The organism is Ruminococcus turbiniformis (assembly GCF_020687545.1).
Lineage (GTDB): Bacteria > Bacillota > Clostridia > Lachnospirales > Lachnospiraceae > Mediterraneibacter > Mediterraneibacter turbiniformis.
Genome location: NZ_JAJEQX010000003.1, coordinates 99,540 through 116,416, shown reverse-complemented (window position 1 = coordinate 116,416; position 16,877 = coordinate 99,540). Strand labels below are relative to the sequence as shown.

The window sequence follows — 16,877 nt, the reverse complement described above, 5'->3', positions numbered from 1 at the left end:
GGAGGACGCTTACGTGAGCAGAATACTGATTATTGAAGACGACACCGATATCAACAACATGATGGCCGAGGCGCTTGAGAAGGCGGGCTATGAATGTACGCAGGCGTTTTCCGGGACAGAGGGACTTTTGCATGCCAGGGGAGAATCTTTTGATCTGGCGGTGCTCGACCTGATGCTGCCGGGGATGAACGGGGAAGAGCTGCTCCCGAAGCTTAAGGAGACGCAGTCCGTCCCGGTGATTGTCGTGTCCGCGAAAGACGGAATCGACAGTAAGGTAGAGCTTCTCACATCTGGGGCGGAAGATTATATGACGAAGCCTTTTGATATTCAGGAACTGATCGCCCGGGTGGGCGTACAGATCCGCCGTTTTTCGGCTGGCGGGGAGGGAAAATCAGAGGCGCTTGCGTACAGGGAGCTTAAGCTGGATACGGAGTCTTTTACAGCGTCGGTAAGGGGAGAAAAACTGGAACTTACGAGGCAGGAGTTTAAGATACTGGAGCTTCTGCTTTCGTATCCGAACAAGGTGTTTTCCAAACAGGATATCTACGATTACGCCTGGGATGACATCTACATCGGCGAAGACAAGACGATCAATGTGCATATCAGCAATATACGGAAGAAATTAAAGGCAGTGACGGACGAGGAGTATATCGAGACGGTCTGGGGCATCGGATTCCGCCTTGCAAAGAAGCTTTAACATTTCTTAAACTTTGCTTTGCGTTTCATTAGTATCTGCCGGATAAGATAGTTTATGTAAAGCAAAGGAGGCATGAAACATGCAGTATTTACTCAGCACAAACGGCCTGACCAAGCAGTACGGCAGGCATAAGGCGGTAAACGCGGTGAACATCCATATCCGGCAGGGAGATATCTACGGTCTGATCGGCAGAAACGGCGCCGGAAAGACGACATTTCTCAAGATGATATGCGGCCTTGCGAAACCGACGGAGGGGGAGTTCACTCTGTTCGGAAGAAGCGGGAAAGAGGCGTACCGGTGTCTGGCCCGTGTGGGAACGCTGATCGAGTCCCCGGGTATCTACCCGAATATGACCGCAGCGCAGAATCTGAAACTGAAATGTCTGGCGCTTGGAGTGCGCAAGGAAGGGGAGATCGAGGAACTTCTGCGCATCGTCGGCCTTGCGGACACAGGACGCAAAAGGGTGAAGAATTTCTCCCTTGGAATGAAACAGCGTCTCGGTATCGCTCTTGCCCTTGTAGGCGACCCGGATCTGGTTGTCCTCGACGAGCCTATCAACGGTCTTGACCCGCAGGGGATCGCAGAGGTGAGAGAGACCCTGTTAAGACTGAACAAAGAGCGGAACATTACCTTCCTTATTTCCAGCCATATTCTGGAAGAGCTCTCAAAGATCGCCACTCACTACGGGATTATTCACGACGGCGTGCTTCTTCAGGAGCTGACAGGAGAGGAGCTTCTGTCCCGGTGCAGCGAGCGGATTGAACTGAAAACAGACGACACGCGCGGGGCGTGCACGGTCCTTGACGGAATGGGAATCACCCGGTACAAGGTAGTAGATACAGATACCATTCATATCTTTGAGCGGTTAAGCGACAGCGGCGAGATCACCATGAGCCTTGCCGGACATGGGATCCGGACGCTGGGGATCACGGTGAAAAACGAAGCGCTGGAAGACTATTATCTGAATCTGACAGGGGGTGGCGTCAATGTTTAATCTGATTAAGATGGATCTTTACCGGATGTTTCATTCGGTGTCAACGTGGGTGATACTGGCGTTTACGGTCGGGATCGCGTTCTTCTGCACGGTCATGACGAATATGGACCTGGATGCCATCGCGCAGGATCCTGCGTATGCGGTTCAGATGGAGGAAGAAATACAGACTGAAACAGAAGGAAATGAAGACAGAGAAATGGGCCTGTACACGGAAACAGATCCGGAGTGGGTCATCGGAAAAATTGATGCCGGTGAATTTATCAGCAGTCAGCTGGTAAGCGGCCTGCTTGTCCTGCTCTGTGTGATTTTCGCGGCAGTGTTTGTGAATGCGGAGCAGAAAAACGGTTATATCAAGAACATTGCGGGAGCGATTCCAAACCGCGGCGCCCTGGCGCTGTCCAAACTGGCCGCGCTGGCTGTACAGACGGCGGTCATGATTGCCCTGTTTGCAGTCTCGGAAACGGTTCTGGGATTCATTTTATGGGGAGAGCGGTTTACGGTCAATGTGACCGCGGATCTCCTTGTGTTTTTCGGAACGCAGTACCTGCTTCATCTGGGTTTCGCTGCGCTGATGATGTTTCTGTGCATCCTCACAAAAAGCTCTGCGTTTGGAATGACAGCGGGAATCCTTATGACAATGGGAATTTTCGTTCCGTTCTACTCGATTATTAACCGGGCAGTCTATGAAATCCGTCCTTCGTGGGAGTTTGACATCAGTCTGTACATGCTGGACGGGAATATCGGACTTGCGGGACTGGGAGCGGATGCGGACGTTATGGTCCGGGCGGCTGCCGTGGGCGCTGCATTTATCGTACTGTGCGCATTGTTTTCCATGCTGATTCTTAAAAGGCGGGATGTGCGCTAAATACATCTGAACATCAATCGGCGGATTTCCATGTGAGCATAAATCCGTCTGATGATGCCGGATGGCTGAACTGTTAATTTTTTTAAAAGGAGGGCGCCAGGATGCTGATCTGGGCGGTTGCCGCCACAGCAGCGGCAGTTGTTTTTGCACTGATATGGATTATCTACCGGCGACAGGTGAAAAAGACCTGCCTCCAGCTTGCGTTTCTGAAAGAGCAGAAGACAAATATGAGGCTGACGGCAGATCTGCCGTTTCCGGAGCTTAATGAGCTGACAGACGGTGTCAACAGCGTGCTTGATCTGTCCCGGGAGATGAGGCAGGAGGCGCAGAAAAACGAGACAGACTTAAAGGAGACGATCACCAACCTGTCGCATGATATCCGGACGCCCCTTACCTCTCTGGACGGATATTTCCAGCTTCTGATTCAGAGCGAATCAGAGGAGGAGCGCCTCCGCTATATTGAAATCATAAAAGCGCGGATCGGAAGCTTAAAGGAGATGCTGGAAGAGCTCTTCACGTACACAAAGCTCCAGGACGCGGAGTATGAACTGGAGACCGAGTGCGTTGATTTCGGGAAATGCGTCTATGACACAGTGTTTTCCTTTTATGATGAATTTCAGAAAAAGGGAATCGAGCCGGAGATCGACTTCTGCGACGGGCACCTCATGGTAGCGGGAAATGAGGAGGCCGTACGCCGGTCGGTTCAGAACCTGATCCGAAACGCCCTTGTTCATGGACAGTCCCGCATCCGCCTTGCGCTGTCTGAGCGGGAGGGATGCGCCATCTTCCGCTGTGCGAATGACACGGAACATCCGGAGGAGATCGATCCGGATCAGGTGTTCCGCCGGTTTTACAAGGCGGATTCCGCCAGAACCCATACGTCCACGGGCCTTGGGCTTTCCATCGCGAAAGGGCTTGTGGAGCGTATGGGCGGAGAGATCCGGGCGTGGATGGAAGAGGATGTATTCTCGGTTGAAATACGGATCAGACTTTCTGACTCCGCTGAAAACGGATACATGCAATGAGAAGCGCCGCGGCAGTGATAAGAAGTGCCGCAGGAATGAGCGGTATCCAGTCAATTCCTGTTTCATAGACCCCTTCAGCCGCCCTTCCGTATTCAACCATGAGAAAATAGAAAGGATAGCTGACCGGATAGGCGTACCAGAATTCAGTATTGATGACGAGGACGGAGGGGACGATGGAAGCAAGCCCGATCCCGACAGAAAATATCGGTGAGGGGATCAGGACAGAGAGCATCCAGAATACCGCCGCCATCGGAAGAGCCGATGCATAAATCCTGAAAGTGCTGCCTAAAACATAAGCCGGACTTAAGACAAGGTCACAGCCATGCATCCGGGAAGCGGCAGCGGCGCAGATAAAGTATGCCAGGACAGTGAATGCCATCTGCACAAAAATAAGAAAGACAAGTACAGTGTATTTGGCGAGAAAGAGTTTTGTCCGGCTCACCGGAAGAGAGAGCATTTTTACAATTCCCCTGTGAGAGAGTTCTGTCCGGGTGAGCAGTACCGTACAGATGACAACAGACGCCGGAAGCATGAACCATGCCATTCCCATGAATCCCTGGATGAAGAAGTTGCGTTCCGGAGTAATGGGAATATCTCTTACGTCAAAGATCATGTCTGAGTTGACAAGGCTGGGAATCCACATCATGAGAACCGGGATGAGCAACAGCAGCAGTATTTTTGAGCGCCGGATTTTTTTCATTTCTATGCTGATTGCAGATATATAATTCATTCAAAATACCTCCTTAATTTCTGACAGATCAGTTCAGCAATTCCAAAACATAAAGACTCGGTCAGGCACACGGCGATAAAAGCCGGGATGAGCCCCTGCCCTGACGCGGATGAAAACGTCTGAAACGGGGAGCAGAAGGGCAGAAATGCAGCTGCCGGGTTGTCAGTGGGAAGGACGGACAGGGTAAATACAAGGATGATTCCTGTCCCTAAAGATACCCACATATTCCGGCAAAGGGACGCGATCAGAAGCATCAGGACTCCCGTAGGCAGGAGAGTGATCCACTGGAATCCGGCCCGGATAAATATTTCACGGATATCCGGCTCGAAGCCGGGAAACCACCGGTCAGCACACAGCGAGAGCGCAGATGTTTCCAGAACGAGAGAGACTGCCATGACGAGCGCCGTGACGGCGGCCTTGCCGAAAAAGATCTGCCCCGGACGAACAGGAAGAGAGGACATTTTCTGTATGCCGCTGTCCGCGTATTCGATGTGGTACATCAGGCATGCCCCGCAGATCAGGAGCATTACGTTTAACATGGCCATCACCTGCCAGCTTGCATCTGTCACGATATCGAGGGGTGCGCCCGGCATCACAGTGAAGGTTTCTGAGCGAGCCGCCATGTTTACCGCGGGAAATAAAGCCGCCAGGGCCGCTGCGCCAAGACATGCAGGGAGATATCCTGTCCGTTTCAGCTTTTTTATTTCAATCCCGAAAGTCATCTGTCCGCGCCTCCTTTTTGCCGGCCTCTGCACTTGTTGTCCCCGTCGATCATGGCGAGGAAGGTATCTTCCAGATTGTCGGACGGCAGTCCCGATATGCGGGCAGATGAGCGCAGGCTGTCCAGGGTGCCCTCAAAGAGCAGGCGGCCATGATTCAGAATCCCGATATCATCGGCCATCAGCTCTATTTCGGACAAAAGGTGGGAGGAGACGAGCACTGTGCAGTCGAATTGTTCCGGCAGGGAACGGATCAGGGAACGGATCTCATGAATACCGGCGGGGTCGAGTCCGTTGGTCGGTTCATCCAGAATCAGGACGGGCGGCCGGCCAAGGAGGGCTCCTGCAAGTCCGAGACGCTGTTTCATGCCAAGAGAGTATTTCTTTGCGGGGCGTTTTCTGAACTCGGCCAGCCCGGTAAGCCTCAGCGCGTCCTCTATGCTGCTCTTCGGTAAACCGAGTATTTTCCGGATGATGTCCAGATTCTCCTCTCCGGTCAGGTTGCCGTAAAAGGAGGGGGCTTCGATGAAAGAACCGACTTCTTTTAAGATGGCTGTTCGGTCGCGGGGGTAAGACTTTCCGTCGATCTGAAAGGTTCCCCCTGTAGGGGCGGTAAGCCCGAGAAACATCTTCATCGTTGTAGACTTTCCTGCTCCGTTAGGTCCGAGAAAACCGTAGACGGTTCCTTTTCGGATGTGAAGATTCAGGCGGGAAACTGCAGTGAAACTCCCATAGGATTTGGTGAGGTTGTGTGTTTCTATCATGTTCATTTTTATATGCTCCTTTCCTTTGATGGCTTTTAGTATAAAGCGTTTTCCTTACATCCTCCTTTTCTCTGCCTTACATTTACCTTACATTTGAGCGTGCCCGGATGAGAAGCCGCTTTTCTGTGATATAATGTGAACGTAGATTAGGAGGGAGATATAATGAATGACACCGTTTTAAACTGCGACTATATCAGACAAAAAAAGATTCTTCTTGTGGATGACGAGACGGAGATACTTAAAATGATCGTCAATTTTCTTAAGGAGGACGGATACACTCAGATACACACGGCAAAGACGGCAGCGGAGGCGGCCGCGGCTGTTGCGGACTGGGAGCCGGATATTGCAGTTCTTGACGTTATGCTTCCTGATGGAAACGGATTTGAACTTTTTGAACAAATTCGCAGGACGAGGAATATGCCGGTACTGTTTTTGACTGCAAGAGGAGAAGATGAGGACAGAATACGCGGACTTGGGCTGGGGGCGGATGACTATATGGTAAAGCCTTTTCTTGACCGGGAACTTCTGCTTCGCATCGGGAATATTCTCAGAAGATATTATAAGGAAGAAGATCCCCTTGTGCTTCTTGCGGGAAGCCGTATTGATTTTTCACGGGCAGAAGTGATCAAAGGCGGGGAACATCTCCCGCTGACCGCCAAGGAGTATGAGATTCTGAAGGCACTCTGGAAAAATGCGGGGAGAATTGTGACGATTGACCAGCTCTGTGAAGCCGCATGGGGAGACAACCCGTTTGGCTATGAAAACAGTCTCATGGCACACATCCGGCGGATTCGGGAGAAGATTGAGGAAAATCCGTCCAGACCGGTGTCGCTTATCACCGTCAAGGGACTGGGATACAGACTGATGGTGGAGGGAAGATAAGATGCGAAGTATTGCAAAGCTGATCAGACGCTGCATGGGAATCCTGCTGATCAGTACAGTGCTTGTTTTTGCTCTCAATATCATACTGTTTCTGATTGTCGCCGTGGGACAGGTTCCGGGGGACGGGCCGTGGACGGTCGCGGAAAAGACGGCTGCGGCTTTAAAAGAAACAGAAAGCGGCTGGACATTTTCAGAAGAAATGGAAGAGGAATTAGAAAAACAGGGCATTTGGGCGATGTATATTGACGATTATACGCTCCAGGTAAAATGGCATACCGAGGAACTGCCAGAAGGGGTCCCCATGGAATATACCGCTACAGATATCTCGAATTTTACCAGGGGGTATCTGGCCGGGAGCCCTGTGTTTACCGCAGAGGCGCAGGACGGGAAAGGGCTTGTGGCAGTCGGTTTTCCTGAGGGGCGTTACTGGAAGCATATGCGTCCGGCATGGGATTATGACCTGATCAAAAATTCCCCGTATATTGTACTGGGGGCAGTCGGGGCAAATCTGCTGCTTGTCTTTCTGATCTATGTCATTGCCAATACAAAGCTTCTTCGTTCAGTCCGTCCTCTTGTGGAAGGGATACAGGCTCTCCCGTCAGGAATGGGAGAACATATAAAAGAGAAAGGACTGCTTTCAGATCTGGCGAAGAAGATCAACCAGGCTTCTGAGATCCTCCGTGCGCAAAAAGCAGAACTCAGGAAAAGGGAGAGCGCCCGGGCAAACTGGATTTCCGGCGTTTCCCATGATATACGAACGCCTCTTTCCATGGTCATGGGATATGCGGGACAGATGGAAGGAGACATGTCCCTGTCAGAGGAAAACAGGAGAAAGGCTACGGTGATCAGGCAGCAGAGTTTAAAAATCAAAAACCTCGTAAATGACTTGAACCTGGCCTCCAAACTGGAATACCATATGCAGCCTCTCCATATGGAAAAGGTGAGCCTTGTGGCGGTAGCACGCCAGTGCGCGGCGGATTTTATCAATGCGGACGTGGACGGAAGGTATACACTTGAATGGAACGGGCCGGAAACGGAGAGTGTTCCGCTGGTTTCGGGGGATAAAGACCTCCTTGTCAGGGCGGTTACAAACCTTCTGAATAACGTACAGTCGCACAATCCCGACGGATGCCGGGTCTGTGTGGAAGTGTGCGGCCGGGAAGAAGGATATGCTGTGGCCGTGGAGGACGATGGAATCGGGATAAGAGAAGAGGAGCTGGAAAAGCTGAAGTCCATTCCTCATTATATGATGAGCGACGGAGGGACAGAGGAGCCGCGGCACGGTCTGGGACTTTTGATTGTGCAGCAGATTGCCGCTGTACACGGAGGAGAAGTTGCGTTTAAGGCTGTTTCTCCTCACGGACTGCGGGTGGAGATTCTGTTTAAACGGAGTGAATCAGAGAAAATGTGATTCAATCCTATTTCAGTACCATTTCGTAAGTGTAGCGCGCTGCCGCTCTCCGGAGAAGAATCCAGGCGAGAAGGGCACAGGCCAGGCTTAAGACAAGCAGGAGCCACTGGCTGACAAGCAGGACTCCGGTAAACTGGCCGACGACGAGGAGAACCAGCGGGAGGATCAAAAAGACGGCCGCCTGCTGGGACTCCTCCATGCTCTGCGCCCGCGCGGAACCTCTCACAATCAGCGTGACGGCGATCAGTGAAACTGCCGGGGAGAGCATGCAGAGCAGAATGAGCCAGCTTGCCGAAAGAGGGAGCAGGCTTCCCATCAGGAAAAAGGCTTCCAGTTCCATAAAGAGCAGCATGACCAGAAACGATGCAAGAGATACGGCCATGCTCATCAGGAAAGAGGCCAGCACTTTTGCGCGGAAGATCTGTCCGAGGGTGAGCGGGCTGTAGAGCAGCGTTTCCAGCGTGTGTTTTTCCTTTTCTCCGACAAAAGAGCTGGCCGCCATAACAGAGGAGGCCATAATCGGGATAATGAGGAAAAAGACAGGCATGATATAGTTGAGGATCAGCCCGGATATGGTCAGTTCCGGACTGCTGCTCCATGCGGAACGGGGCAGAAGATCAAGGAGCTTCCGGATATCCGGATCATCCGGGACAAAGTGAACCGCGAACAGGAAGATACACGGGAGAAGTACTGTAAGGACAAGGGGAACGATCAGGAGGGAGAGAAAAAGACTCCGGTTCGAGGTGATCCCTTTTATGTCCTTTTTTATGATTGTTTTTACTGCCTGATTCATAGTGATGCCTCCTTCTGAATGTCTGTCAGGGCGAAATAAATGTCTTCCAGAGAGGGCTGAATATTTTCAACAGAATAGATCAGTCCCCCCTTTTCGGCGATCTGCCTGACGATTGCCGGGATTTCCTCCTCCGAGCGGATATGTGTTTCATAGTGCCCGGGAGATATCTCCTGAAATATATTTTCCCGGCTATGCTGTCCCGGATCGTATTGTCCTGCTATGACAGGCATATGTCCGGCGCGGATTCTGAGAACAGTATCCGGAAGGATACGGCTGCGCAGCTCTTTGAGTGTGCCGTCTGCGAGAAGCATCCCTTTCTCAATCAGACAGTAGCGGGAACAGATTTCCTGCGCGTATCTGAGCTGATGGGTACAGAGAAAGACTGTGACGCCGGATTCTTCGGCCAGCCTGCGGATCATAAGATTTACATTCCGGGCGCTCTCAGGGTCCAGTCCGGAGGTCGGTTCGTCCAGAAAAAGAACATCCGGGCGGTGGATCAGCGCCCGCGCAAGGGAAAGTCTCTGCCGCATGCCGGTTGAGTAGGAGGAAAGCTTTTTGTCCTGTGCGTTTAAAAGATCAAGCTCCCAAAGAAGCGCATCCGCCCGGTCTGCGGCTTCGGACGGCGATATTCCGAATACAGAGGCGTAGAAGAGAAGATTCTCCTTCCCTGTCAGATTGTCGTACATCTGGGCGTGTTCTGTGACAACCCCGCAGCGGGCATGAATCTTTTCCGGCTCTCTGGCCGGATCCATCCCGAGGACGCTTAAGGAGCCGCCGGATGGGGTGAGGATCCCGTTTAACAGCTTGACTGTTGTTGTCTTGCCCGCGCCGTTAGGCCCCAGAAATCCGCACACTTCGCCGGGGCGAAGGGCGAGAGTGATATCCTGAAGCGCCGCTGTGCCGTTCGGATAAGTTTTGGAAAGATGGGTGATTGTGACTGCATTCATTGTGATCTGCTCCTTTCATTTATCCCTTTTCCGCCTCCGTCAGTGATTTTGCCATACGCTGAAAATCCGGGTGGTCCGAGAAAACAGCAAAGGCAGGATTGTCAGTAAGCGCCTGTGCCATACTGCGGCGGATGAGTGATTCATCCCGGGGCGGATAGGCGCCGGGGATTATTTCCCGGTCAAACCAGTTATCCAGCAGATAGAAATATTCATCTCCGTGCAGACGAAGGGGATAGATATTTCCTGCGGCAAGCGAGGTATATTCTTCCAGCACGGACAGGGCCGTCTCATTTTCACCGAAGGATACCCAGCCCTGAGCCATGATGATGAGGCAGGAAAGATAGAGTCCGGGATGAAGGCGGTCTATGTGAAACGTGTCCGCAAGCAGACGCATTCTCCGGCAGGTTTCCTCAAAACGGTTCCGGTCATCCATACACAGGCTCATGTATGCGGGGAGAAGGTTAAAAAGCGCGAGAACTTCATTGTAAATGCCTGTCTGAAGGACCCGCTTTGCCTCAGCCGTATTTCCGGTCATCTTAAGCGCGGACGCCAGCAGAGGTTCGGAAGGCCCGCAGAGGGGCGGCGTTTCCGGAAGCAGCGCAAGAACTTTCTCAGGCTGCCCCAGGGTGATAAGACAGTAGGCTTTAAGCTGCAGCGATTCGTTTCCAAGTACCGGATTGTCTGTTCCGGCTTTCACGCGCTCAAAGAGCGCCATCGCCTCACGGACAACCTGTTCGGACTGTTCCGGGGAGGGCGCCAGCATGGCGTGATTGAGTAAGAGAACACCGATCTGAAAGAGAAGCGGCCAGCAGGAATAATATTTCCGGATATATTCACGGCAGTGCGTGCATGCCTCATCAAAGGGCAGTGACGCAAACTCTCCGGACAGGCTGAGGTAAAGCTTCCGGATCGCCTGATCGTCAAGCTGAGGGTCATATCCGACCAGCTCGTCGATGCTGATGTCAAAAAAGGCGGCCAGCCTGGGGAGAAGCTGTATATCGGGATAAGAATTTCCGGTTTCCCTTAGTTAAAGATATTGTTGGGTATCTCAAGATGTGTCATTCGATTTTGCCGATAAAGCGGTAGAAGATTTCCACTTCCTGTTCCCGGCTTCCGTCCTCACTTTTGACCGCTTCATGGACAAGGATTTTTTCAATCAGCGTATTCAGAAGTTCAGCCGTCAATTCTGTGGGATTGACATACTGTTTCATCAGACCTATCCACTTTTCAGCGTCAACCGCTGTCTGGGCGGCGACCTCCATCGCTTCGTGAAGCCGTTCAATTTTTGCGTCCAATTCTCGCTGTTCGCCCTGATACTTTTCGGACAGCATATTGAAATTGTATTCTGTAATGCGTCCGGCAGACCAGTCCTCATACATTTTTGCAAACAGGGTGTCTACTTCTGCTTTGCGCTTTTCCGCCTTTTTCAGTTCGGCTGTCTGCCGCTTCCTTGCAGTATTGCGTTCCTTGTCGCTGGCGTTAAGTAGCCGTTTCAGAAGTTTGTCCCCATCCTGCTGTGCCAGCACAGACCAGTATTGCAGACGGGAAAGGACATAGGCGTAAAGCACATCATAGCGGATATAGTGCATGGAACACTGGTGCAATCCTTGCCCGTACTTGCTACAATGGTAGTGGGCATAGGGATTTTTGTTCTGGCTGTTCACACCATAGGCCAGCGACCAGCCGCAGTCCGCACATTTTACCAGCCCGGAAAATATCTGTGTTGTGCCGTTCTTCTGCCGTCTGCGCCTGTTGCAAATCTGCTCCTGTACTTGACGGAACACATCTTCGGAAATAATCGCTTCGTGGGTGTTCTCCACACGATACCATTCCTCTTTTGGCTTGCGTACTTTCTTCTTGTTTTTGAATGAAATGTTGGTCTGCTTATTGTGGACGCTGTGTCCGATATAGGTTTCCTCTTTCAGAATACTTTTCACCTGCGCTATCGTCCACGCATAGGCTTTTTCCTCCGGCGCTCCGGCATAGATATTTGCGAAAGTGCCGTATCTCTGGAAATTCAGCCAGCCGGGAGTAGGCACTTTTTCTTCGACCAAAATCCGTGTAATGCTGGCGGCTCCCCGGCCATGAACGGCAAGGTCAAAAATCTTTTCGATAATCCACCTTGTTTCCGGGTCAATCAGAAGATGGCCTTTCTTATCCGGGTCTTTGACATAGCCCAGCGGGGCATAGGCTCCATAGTGTGCGCCATTTGCAAACCGTGTCCGCATGGCCGCTTTTACCTTTTTGCTGGTCTGGCGGGCGTGCATTTCATTCAGAATGTTGAGGAATGGGGCAAGCTCATTCTCTCCGTTGATGGTGTCCACATTGTCATTGACAGCGATATAGCGGACTCCTTTGCTGGGAAAGTAGATTTCCGTGTATTGGCCGGTCAGAATGTAGTTTCTGCCTAAGCGGGATAAATCCTTCGTAACAACGCAGTTGATTTTCCCGTCCTCAATGTCATCAATCATTCTCTGAAAATCCGGCCTGTCAAAGTTCGTTCCAGACCATCCATCGTCGATATATTCATCTATGACATTCAGGCTATGCTCGGCGGCATATTGCCGGAGCATCATGCGTTGTGTCTGAATACTCCCGCTTTCTCCTTGCAGTTCATCGTCCCGGCTCAATCTCATATAAAGCGCCGTGTTGTAAATCGTAGTATTGTAAGGTTGTTTCACCGTTAAAAATCCTCCTTCTAAAGAAACAACCCACGCTTACAATACTTTTGCTCTATGGCAATTATATCATAAGCGTGGGCGTGTTATCAATGATGGGCTATCAGGTTGAAGCGGCTTTTTCTGCGGTATGCCGCACCACATCTACAATCAGATCACCGAGGGGCTTCCCGCCTGCGGCGAAGTGTTCGGAGATTTTTATACGGTTGTTCCCACATACAAAATACTGCGTGCCGTTCTCTGCTTGTATGACCTGCCCTGTCCGGGGTGTAAAAATATCGCTTTTGCTTTTTGCCATCCAGTGTCCTCCATATTCAGTTTTCAAGGTACAATGCCGCACAGAGGCGGCGAAAATTTCTGCTTATATCTATCACCTTTCCTTTACCGTGTGCCGCTGCTGACGTTTCAGTTCCGCCAGTATATCCGGCGGGATACGGTCAACCAGCCGCTGTAAATTGTCCAGTTCGCTTTTCAGCTTTGCCCGTTCCATCGTATCTTTCATCTTTCCTTTTTCGCTGGCCTTTGCCCTTGCTTCCAACTTCTCATTCTCCGCCAACAGGTCATTGATTGTGACCTTGTACTTTTTCAACTGCCCGGAGAAGTTCTCCATCTGCGGGAACCACTTTTTCAGCATGGAGAGGGCTTCCTCTTTTTTCTTTCCGGCGTTCAGCGGGTTAATGCCGTCAAGGGTGGCTTCAATGGCTCTGGCCTGTTTGGAGAGGGAAACCGCCTGTTTGAAAATCCGGGTGGGGATATGCTTCCGGCCTGTCTTGCTGGCACTCTCCCCACGCTCCAAGTCGGGATATTTCACCACCATATAGGCGTGAAAATCGTCCTGCCACTTCGTCAGGTTTGCCCGGTTGCCGATAATCTCCTTTGCACACAGGCGGTTGTCCTTTGTCAGCGGAACAAAGGTCAAATGCAGGTGGGGCGTTTTCTCGTCCATGTGTACCACCGCCGACACGATATTTTCCCGTCCTACCCGTCCAATGAGGAAGTCCGCCGCCCGCTGGAAGAACGCCTGTATCTCCTTTGGGGATTTCCCCTTGAAAAACTCCGGGCTGGCAGTTATCAGCGTATCGACAAACCGTGTGCTGTCTTTCCTCGTCCGGCATCCGGCCTGCTCGATACGGCTCTGAATGAAGTGGTAATAGCGTCCTTCCGGCTTGACGATATGGAAGTTGTATTTGCTCCGGCTTGTGTCAATGTCGGGATTGCTGGCATACTGTTCTTTCTGTCTTTCGTGATGGGCTTCCAGCGGCCTTGCCGGGTTGCCCTTGTGCTTCTCAAACCGTAAAATTGCGTGTTGTGCCATTCTGCTCCTTTCCCCATTCCTTTCCTATCCGGGGTTTTCCACAGGGAAAATCCCGCCGGAATTATCTCTGATACGATAGGAATGGAATGGATATAAATAAATCATTTTAATCTTTGTATTTCTATATACCGTCCGGTTTTCGTACTTCAGGGGGGGCGGTTTCCGTACTTCATGGGTACGGTTTTCAGCCCTCCGGCGTACCAGAACGGGATTTCTTGAAGTCGGTGTTTGGAACCGCTTCATAGGATTTTGGGAAAATGCGGTTGGGTTTTCCACAGCCCTGCTTCTGGATTTCCACCAGTCCGGCGTATTGCAGTTCCCGCAGGGTGTTCACCGCTTTCTGCCGCCCACAGTGGAGCAGGTCAACCACCTCGCAGATGGGGTAATACAGGAAAATCCGTCCGCAGTCATCCGCCCACCCATTCTTGCGGGATAACTCTGTCCGGCGCAGGATAAAGGCGTACAGAACCTTTGCCTCGCTGGACAGGGGCTTGAATGTGGGGGCTTCAAAGAGGAAATTCGGGAGCCGGGTGAAGCTGAACGCCTTTTCCGGCTGATGGATATAGATGGTATTTGTCATAGCGCATTTTGTGGACGGTTAGAAGCCCGTTTTCCGGGGCGGGCGATACTTTATACCACCTGCCCCGTTTTGGGGCTTGCGGAGCCTGATAAATCAAGGCTTTTTTCGCTCCTAACTGTCCACAGCAGACCTCCTTTTCCGTTCACTTTCTGTTTTCTGCCGCCTGTGAACTCTGGCGGCACAGCCGGGGCAGTATTTTGCCCGGTTAGATTTGGGGACGAACACGCCGCCGCAGACCGCACAGCGTTTCAAGTCCTTATCCCGGAAAATCTCCGCTTCCAACGTCCCGTCCAGCGGCAAGACCGCCCAGCGGAACCACTTACAGCAGACCGAGAAAGAAATCGTCTGCGGGCAGGTGCAGGTGTCCCCATCATCAAGGACAATGCAGTTGCCGTCCTCACAGCAACAACACTCCCGGCGTATCAGGCTGGCCGCCTGTTTTCTCTGCGCCGGTGTCATGCGGTAAAGGGAACCGTCCGGCCTGCGTTCCAGTGGCGGCAAGTCTTTATAGGGGTTATCTCTCATGCGTTCCCTCCATTTTGCTTTCCGTTGCCGTTCTCCCCGAAAAGGTTTCCTGCCCCATTCCTGCGGCGTGTTCCAGCGTTGGCACGCTCCCCGCAGCTTCGGGACATTTTGTCTCGAAGTCCGGTTCCTTGCGGTGCTTCCCCAGCCGGGGTATTCCTTTTCGGACGGTCATTCTGTTTTCAAGGTGCTGTCCATCGATGAACTACCCTAAGTCTACACGAAAAAAATGCAATCCCCGGAATTTTGCGAGAATTGCATTTTGATGAAGTTTACACTTTGGAAATTGCATTTTTGCAATCATTCTGTATAATGGAAGTATGCGGAGGAGGTGCGTATCTATGGCTTTACCCGGAACACCCGGACAGCGGATTTCCGATTTATGCAACGGGAACCACATCACACAAAAGGAACTTGCGGAGAAGATAGGGGTTTCCGCTTCCCAGTTGAGCCGCATTGTCAGCGGCGAAACGAGAACGGTCAGCAGTGATATTCTCATAGGCGTGGCAAAGGAATTTAAGGTATCGACAGACTACATACTGGGCTTATCCACCGTGAGCGTCCGTAAAAGCTACGATATTTCTGAATTAGGCTTGTCCGAGGGAGCCGTGAGGGGGCTCGTGACGGGTGCTGTTGATGTGCAAATCCTCAACCGCCTGTTGGAACACAGGAATTTTCCTAAGCTGATAGATTTGATACGGATTTATTTTCAGGACACAGCGGCAAAAGGCATAACAGCAAGAAACCAGCTTATCGAGATAGCAACGGCTTCCCTGTCCGACCTGATGAAAGAACACCCGGAACACCGGGCGGAAGCAAAGCAGGATTTACAGCTTTTGAACGCCCAGAAGATGGGGGAACATGAGGCGGAGATTGAGAAAATCAAAAATGTGTTCCTTGCTATCCTGCGGGATATTAAGAAAGACATTGACAACGGGGAACAGCCGGGAGAAGCTGTGACCGCCGCGATGTTCCAAGCCATGCGGGACGCATTGGCGGAACAGAAGCAAAACCCGCTTTCCATTGACGATGTAGCGGCGATGGTTGCCGGACAGATCGGACAGCTTACGCCGATGGATGAAGAAACTGCCGACCTGTTCAAGCAGTTGGCAAAAAAGATGATGAAAGGAATAGAATAATAGCCTGTTATTCGAGATAATAATATGCCATTAGTAAAGCATGACTACCCTGTTTTAGAGTACGATACCGCATCAAAAGCTGTTTTTCAGCCGGGAAATGGGAAAAAATGTTTTCCTGCAAAAGCAGTGTTTGCTTTTTTAGGAGACGAGGTTGAAAATTATGCACATACCCATGATGGAATACAGATAGATGAATTTGAAAGTGCAACAAGACGATATCCTATTTATGAATGTCTTTATAATCAGGAGAAAATATGTCTATGTCCGGCTCCTGTGGGAAGTGCTGCTGCCGTCCAAGTTTTAGAATATTTAATTGCAGGGGGTGTAACAAAGATTATTTCCGTCGGCTCTTGCGGCGTATTGGAAGACATCCCGGAAAATAGATTTTTGATACCTGTTTCTGCATTGAGAGATGAGGGAACATCTTACCATTATCTTCCTCCCTCCCGAGAAGTAGAGATTTCAAAGGCTGGTATAAATGCGATTGAATCTGCTTTAAGCCAAAAGAATATACCATATTGGGAAGTTAAAACATGGACAACAGACGGTTTTTATCGAGAAACAGTAGAAATGGTTCAGTATCGGAAAGAAGAGGGATGTCAAGTAGTAGAAATGGAATGTTCCGCATTGGCGGCGTGTGCAAAATTTAGAAAAGTTACATGGGCTATGCTGCTTTTTTCAGCCGATACTCTTGCAGACCCTCATAAATACCAAGAAAGAGAATGGGGAAAAACAAGTATATCCATAGCCTTAGAATTAGCCTTAGACGCTGTTTTATCAGTTGTTGAGGAGTAAAAATAAATACATATAGGAGTT

At 51.0% G+C, this 16,877-nt stretch carries 19 protein-coding genes; 8 read left to right on the top strand and 11 right to left on the bottom strand.

The window, feature by feature from the left end:
- Positions 1-13 precede the first annotated feature (13 nt).
- The 4 genes from LKD70_RS02805 to LKD70_RS02790 all read left to right on the top strand — a co-directional run bounded on the left by LKD70_RS02805 (position 14) and on the right by LKD70_RS02790 (position 3,581).
- Complete coding sequence (locus tag LKD70_RS02805) at positions 14-697, top strand: response regulator transcription factor (RefSeq protein ID WP_227706530.1); 684 nt, start codon at positions 14-16, stop codon at positions 695-697.
- Positions 698-776: 79 nt separating this feature from the next.
- The gene (locus LKD70_RS02800; RefSeq protein ID WP_227706529.1) at positions 777-1,691 is read left to right on the top strand and encodes an ABC transporter ATP-binding protein; all 915 of its coding nucleotides are present in this window, start codon (positions 777-779) and stop codon (positions 1,689-1,691) included.
- On the top strand, positions 1,684-2,556 hold the full coding sequence (locus LKD70_RS02795; protein WP_227706528.1) for an ABC transporter permease: 873 nt from the start codon (positions 1,684-1,686) through the stop codon (positions 2,554-2,556). The genes LKD70_RS02800 and LKD70_RS02795 overlap by 8 nt, the downstream gene beginning before the upstream one ends.
- Positions 2,557-2,657: 101 nt before the next feature.
- A complete protein-coding gene (locus tag LKD70_RS02790) occupies positions 2,658-3,581 on the top strand; it encodes a sensor histidine kinase (RefSeq protein WP_227706527.1) in 924 nt (307 codons plus the stop codon).
- On the opposite strand, the gene LKD70_RS02785 is transcribed toward LKD70_RS02790, so the two are convergent.
- Genes LKD70_RS02785 through LKD70_RS02775 form a run of 3 tightly spaced genes read right to left on the bottom strand, consistent with a single transcriptional unit; the run spans position 3,541 to position 5,800 of the window.
- Positions 3,541-4,311: an ABC transporter permease gene (locus LKD70_RS02785; protein WP_227706526.1), complete on the bottom strand. Its 771-nt coding sequence runs from the start codon at positions 4,309-4,311 to the stop codon at positions 3,541-3,543. The genes LKD70_RS02790 and LKD70_RS02785 overlap by 41 nt on opposite strands.
- The gene (locus tag LKD70_RS02780) at positions 4,308-5,033 is read right to left on the bottom strand and encodes an ABC transporter permease (protein WP_227706525.1); all 726 of its coding nucleotides are present in this window, start codon (positions 5,031-5,033) and stop codon (positions 4,308-4,310) included. Before LKD70_RS02780 ends, LKD70_RS02785 begins: the two co-directional genes overlap by 4 nt.
- Positions 5,030-5,800 (bottom strand): ABC transporter ATP-binding protein, encoded by a 771-nt coding sequence (locus LKD70_RS02775; RefSeq protein ID WP_227706524.1) that lies wholly within the window; start codon positions 5,798-5,800, stop codon positions 5,030-5,032. The genes LKD70_RS02780 and LKD70_RS02775 overlap by 4 nt, the downstream gene beginning before the upstream one ends.
- Before the next feature lie 156 nt (positions 5,801-5,956).
- Between LKD70_RS02775 and LKD70_RS02770 the strand changes: the two genes are divergently transcribed.
- Both LKD70_RS02770 and LKD70_RS02765 read left to right on the top strand, forming a co-directional pair.
- Positions 5,957-6,676, top strand: a complete 720-nt coding sequence (locus tag LKD70_RS02770) for a response regulator transcription factor (protein WP_227706523.1) — start codon at positions 5,957-5,959, stop codon at positions 6,674-6,676.
- Between the two features lies 1 nt (position 6,677).
- Positions 6,678-8,087, top strand: coding sequence for a sensor histidine kinase (locus tag LKD70_RS02765; RefSeq protein WP_227706522.1), 1,410 nt, complete (start codon positions 6,678-6,680; stop codon positions 8,085-8,087).
- A gap of 7 nt (positions 8,088-8,094) precedes the next feature.
- On the opposite strand, the gene LKD70_RS02760 is transcribed toward LKD70_RS02765, so the two are convergent.
- The 8 genes from LKD70_RS02760 to LKD70_RS02725 form a co-directional block, all read right to left on the bottom strand.
- Positions 8,095-8,880, bottom strand: a complete 786-nt coding sequence (locus tag LKD70_RS02760; RefSeq protein WP_227706521.1) for an ABC transporter permease — start codon at positions 8,878-8,880, stop codon at positions 8,095-8,097.
- Positions 8,877-9,827 carry an ABC transporter ATP-binding protein gene (locus tag LKD70_RS02755; RefSeq protein ID WP_227706520.1) on the bottom strand — a complete coding sequence of 317 codons (951 nt, stop codon included), beginning with the start codon at positions 9,825-9,827 and terminating at the stop codon, positions 8,877-8,879. Before LKD70_RS02755 ends, LKD70_RS02760 begins: the two co-directional genes overlap by 4 nt.
- Positions 9,828-9,846: 19 nt before the next feature.
- The gene (locus tag LKD70_RS02750) at positions 9,847-10,590 is read right to left on the bottom strand and encodes a hypothetical protein (protein ID WP_227706519.1); all 744 of its coding nucleotides are present in this window, start codon (positions 10,588-10,590) and stop codon (positions 9,847-9,849) included.
- A 295-nt stretch (positions 10,591-10,885) separates the two neighbouring features.
- Positions 10,886-12,463 (bottom strand): DUF4368 domain-containing protein, encoded by a 1,578-nt coding sequence (locus LKD70_RS02745; RefSeq protein ID WP_265104726.1) that lies wholly within the window; start codon positions 12,461-12,463, stop codon positions 10,886-10,888.
- A 145-nt stretch (positions 12,464-12,608) separates the two neighbouring features.
- Positions 12,609-12,803 carry a hypothetical protein gene (locus LKD70_RS02740; RefSeq protein WP_087392011.1) on the bottom strand — a complete coding sequence of 65 codons (195 nt, stop codon included), beginning with the start codon at positions 12,801-12,803 and terminating at the stop codon, positions 12,609-12,611.
- A gap of 72 nt (positions 12,804-12,875) precedes the next feature.
- The gene (gene mobV / locus LKD70_RS02735) at positions 12,876-13,820 is read right to left on the bottom strand and encodes a MobV family relaxase (protein WP_087308759.1); all 945 of its coding nucleotides are present in this window, start codon (positions 13,818-13,820) and stop codon (positions 12,876-12,878) included.
- 184 nt (positions 13,821-14,004) lie between these two features.
- Positions 14,005-14,400 (bottom strand): replication initiator protein A, encoded by a 396-nt coding sequence (locus LKD70_RS02730; RefSeq protein WP_087308758.1) that lies wholly within the window; start codon positions 14,398-14,400, stop codon positions 14,005-14,007.
- A gap of 111 nt (positions 14,401-14,511) precedes the next feature.
- Positions 14,512-14,925 carry a cysteine-rich VLP domain-containing protein gene (locus tag LKD70_RS02725; RefSeq protein WP_058722955.1) on the bottom strand — a complete coding sequence of 138 codons (414 nt, stop codon included), beginning with the start codon at positions 14,923-14,925 and terminating at the stop codon, positions 14,512-14,514.
- A gap of 338 nt (positions 14,926-15,263) precedes the next feature.
- Between LKD70_RS02725 and LKD70_RS02720 the strand changes: the two genes are divergently transcribed.
- Both LKD70_RS02720 and LKD70_RS02715 read left to right on the top strand, forming a co-directional pair.
- Positions 15,264-16,061 (top strand): helix-turn-helix domain-containing protein, encoded by a 798-nt coding sequence (locus LKD70_RS02720; RefSeq protein ID WP_002578724.1) that lies wholly within the window; start codon positions 15,264-15,266, stop codon positions 16,059-16,061.
- Positions 16,062-16,085: 24 nt separating this feature from the next.
- Complete coding sequence (locus tag LKD70_RS02715; protein WP_002578723.1) at positions 16,086-16,856, top strand: nucleoside phosphorylase; 771 nt, start codon at positions 16,086-16,088, stop codon at positions 16,854-16,856.
- Positions 16,857-16,877: the final 21 nt, after the last annotated feature.

Excerpts from the sequence above, each read along its gene's own strand:
- LKD70_RS02740 (WP_087392011.1), bottom strand. The coding sequence starts at position 12,803 with ATGGCAAAAAGCAAAAGCGATATTTTTACACCCCGGACAGGGCAGGTC.
- LKD70_RS02795 (WP_227706528.1), top strand. The coding sequence starts at position 1,684 with ATGTTTAATCTGATTAAGATGGATCTTTACCGGATGTTTCATTCGGTG.
- LKD70_RS02765 (WP_227706522.1), top strand. The coding sequence starts at position 6,678 with ATGCGAAGTATTGCAAAGCTGATCAGACGCTGCATGGGAATCCTGCTG.
- LKD70_RS02720 (WP_002578724.1), top strand. The coding sequence starts at position 15,264 with ATGGCTTTACCCGGAACACCCGGACAGCGGATTTCCGATTTATGCAAC.
- LKD70_RS02775 (WP_227706524.1), bottom strand. The coding sequence starts at position 5,800 with ATGAACATGATAGAAACACACAACCTCACCAAATCCTATGGGAGTTTC.
- LKD70_RS02800 (WP_227706529.1), top strand. The coding sequence starts at position 777 with ATGCAGTATTTACTCAGCACAAACGGCCTGACCAAGCAGTACGGCAGG.
- mobV (WP_087308759.1), bottom strand. The coding sequence starts at position 13,820 with ATGGCACAACACGCAATTTTACGGTTTGAGAAGCACAAGGGCAACCCG.
- LKD70_RS02785 (WP_227706526.1), bottom strand. The coding sequence starts at position 4,311 with ATGAATTATATATCTGCAATCAGCATAGAAATGAAAAAAATCCGGCGC.
- LKD70_RS02715 (WP_002578723.1), top strand. The coding sequence starts at position 16,086 with ATGCCATTAGTAAAGCATGACTACCCTGTTTTAGAGTACGATACCGCA.
- LKD70_RS02780 (WP_227706525.1), bottom strand. The coding sequence starts at position 5,033 with ATGACTTTCGGGATTGAAATAAAAAAGCTGAAACGGACAGGATATCTC.
- LKD70_RS02790 (WP_227706527.1), top strand. The coding sequence starts at position 2,658 with ATGCTGATCTGGGCGGTTGCCGCCACAGCAGCGGCAGTTGTTTTTGCA.
- LKD70_RS02730 (WP_087308758.1), bottom strand. The coding sequence starts at position 14,400 with ATGACAAATACCATCTATATCCATCAGCCGGAAAAGGCGTTCAGCTTC.
- LKD70_RS02745 (WP_265104726.1), bottom strand. The coding sequence starts at position 12,463 with ATGAGATTGAGCCGGGACGATGAACTGCAAGGAGAAAGCGGGAGTATT.
- LKD70_RS02750 (WP_227706519.1), bottom strand. The coding sequence starts at position 10,590 with ATGCTGGCGCCCTCCCCGGAACAGTCCGAACAGGTTGTCCGTGAGGCG.
- LKD70_RS02725 (WP_058722955.1), bottom strand. The coding sequence starts at position 14,925 with ATGAGAGATAACCCCTATAAAGACTTGCCGCCACTGGAACGCAGGCCG.
- LKD70_RS02760 (WP_227706521.1), bottom strand. The coding sequence starts at position 8,880 with ATGAATCAGGCAGTAAAAACAATCATAAAAAAGGACATAAAAGGGATC.
- LKD70_RS02770 (WP_227706523.1), top strand. The coding sequence starts at position 5,957 with ATGAATGACACCGTTTTAAACTGCGACTATATCAGACAAAAAAAGATT.
- LKD70_RS02755 (WP_227706520.1), bottom strand. The coding sequence starts at position 9,827 with ATGAATGCAGTCACAATCACCCATCTTTCCAAAACTTATCCGAACGGC.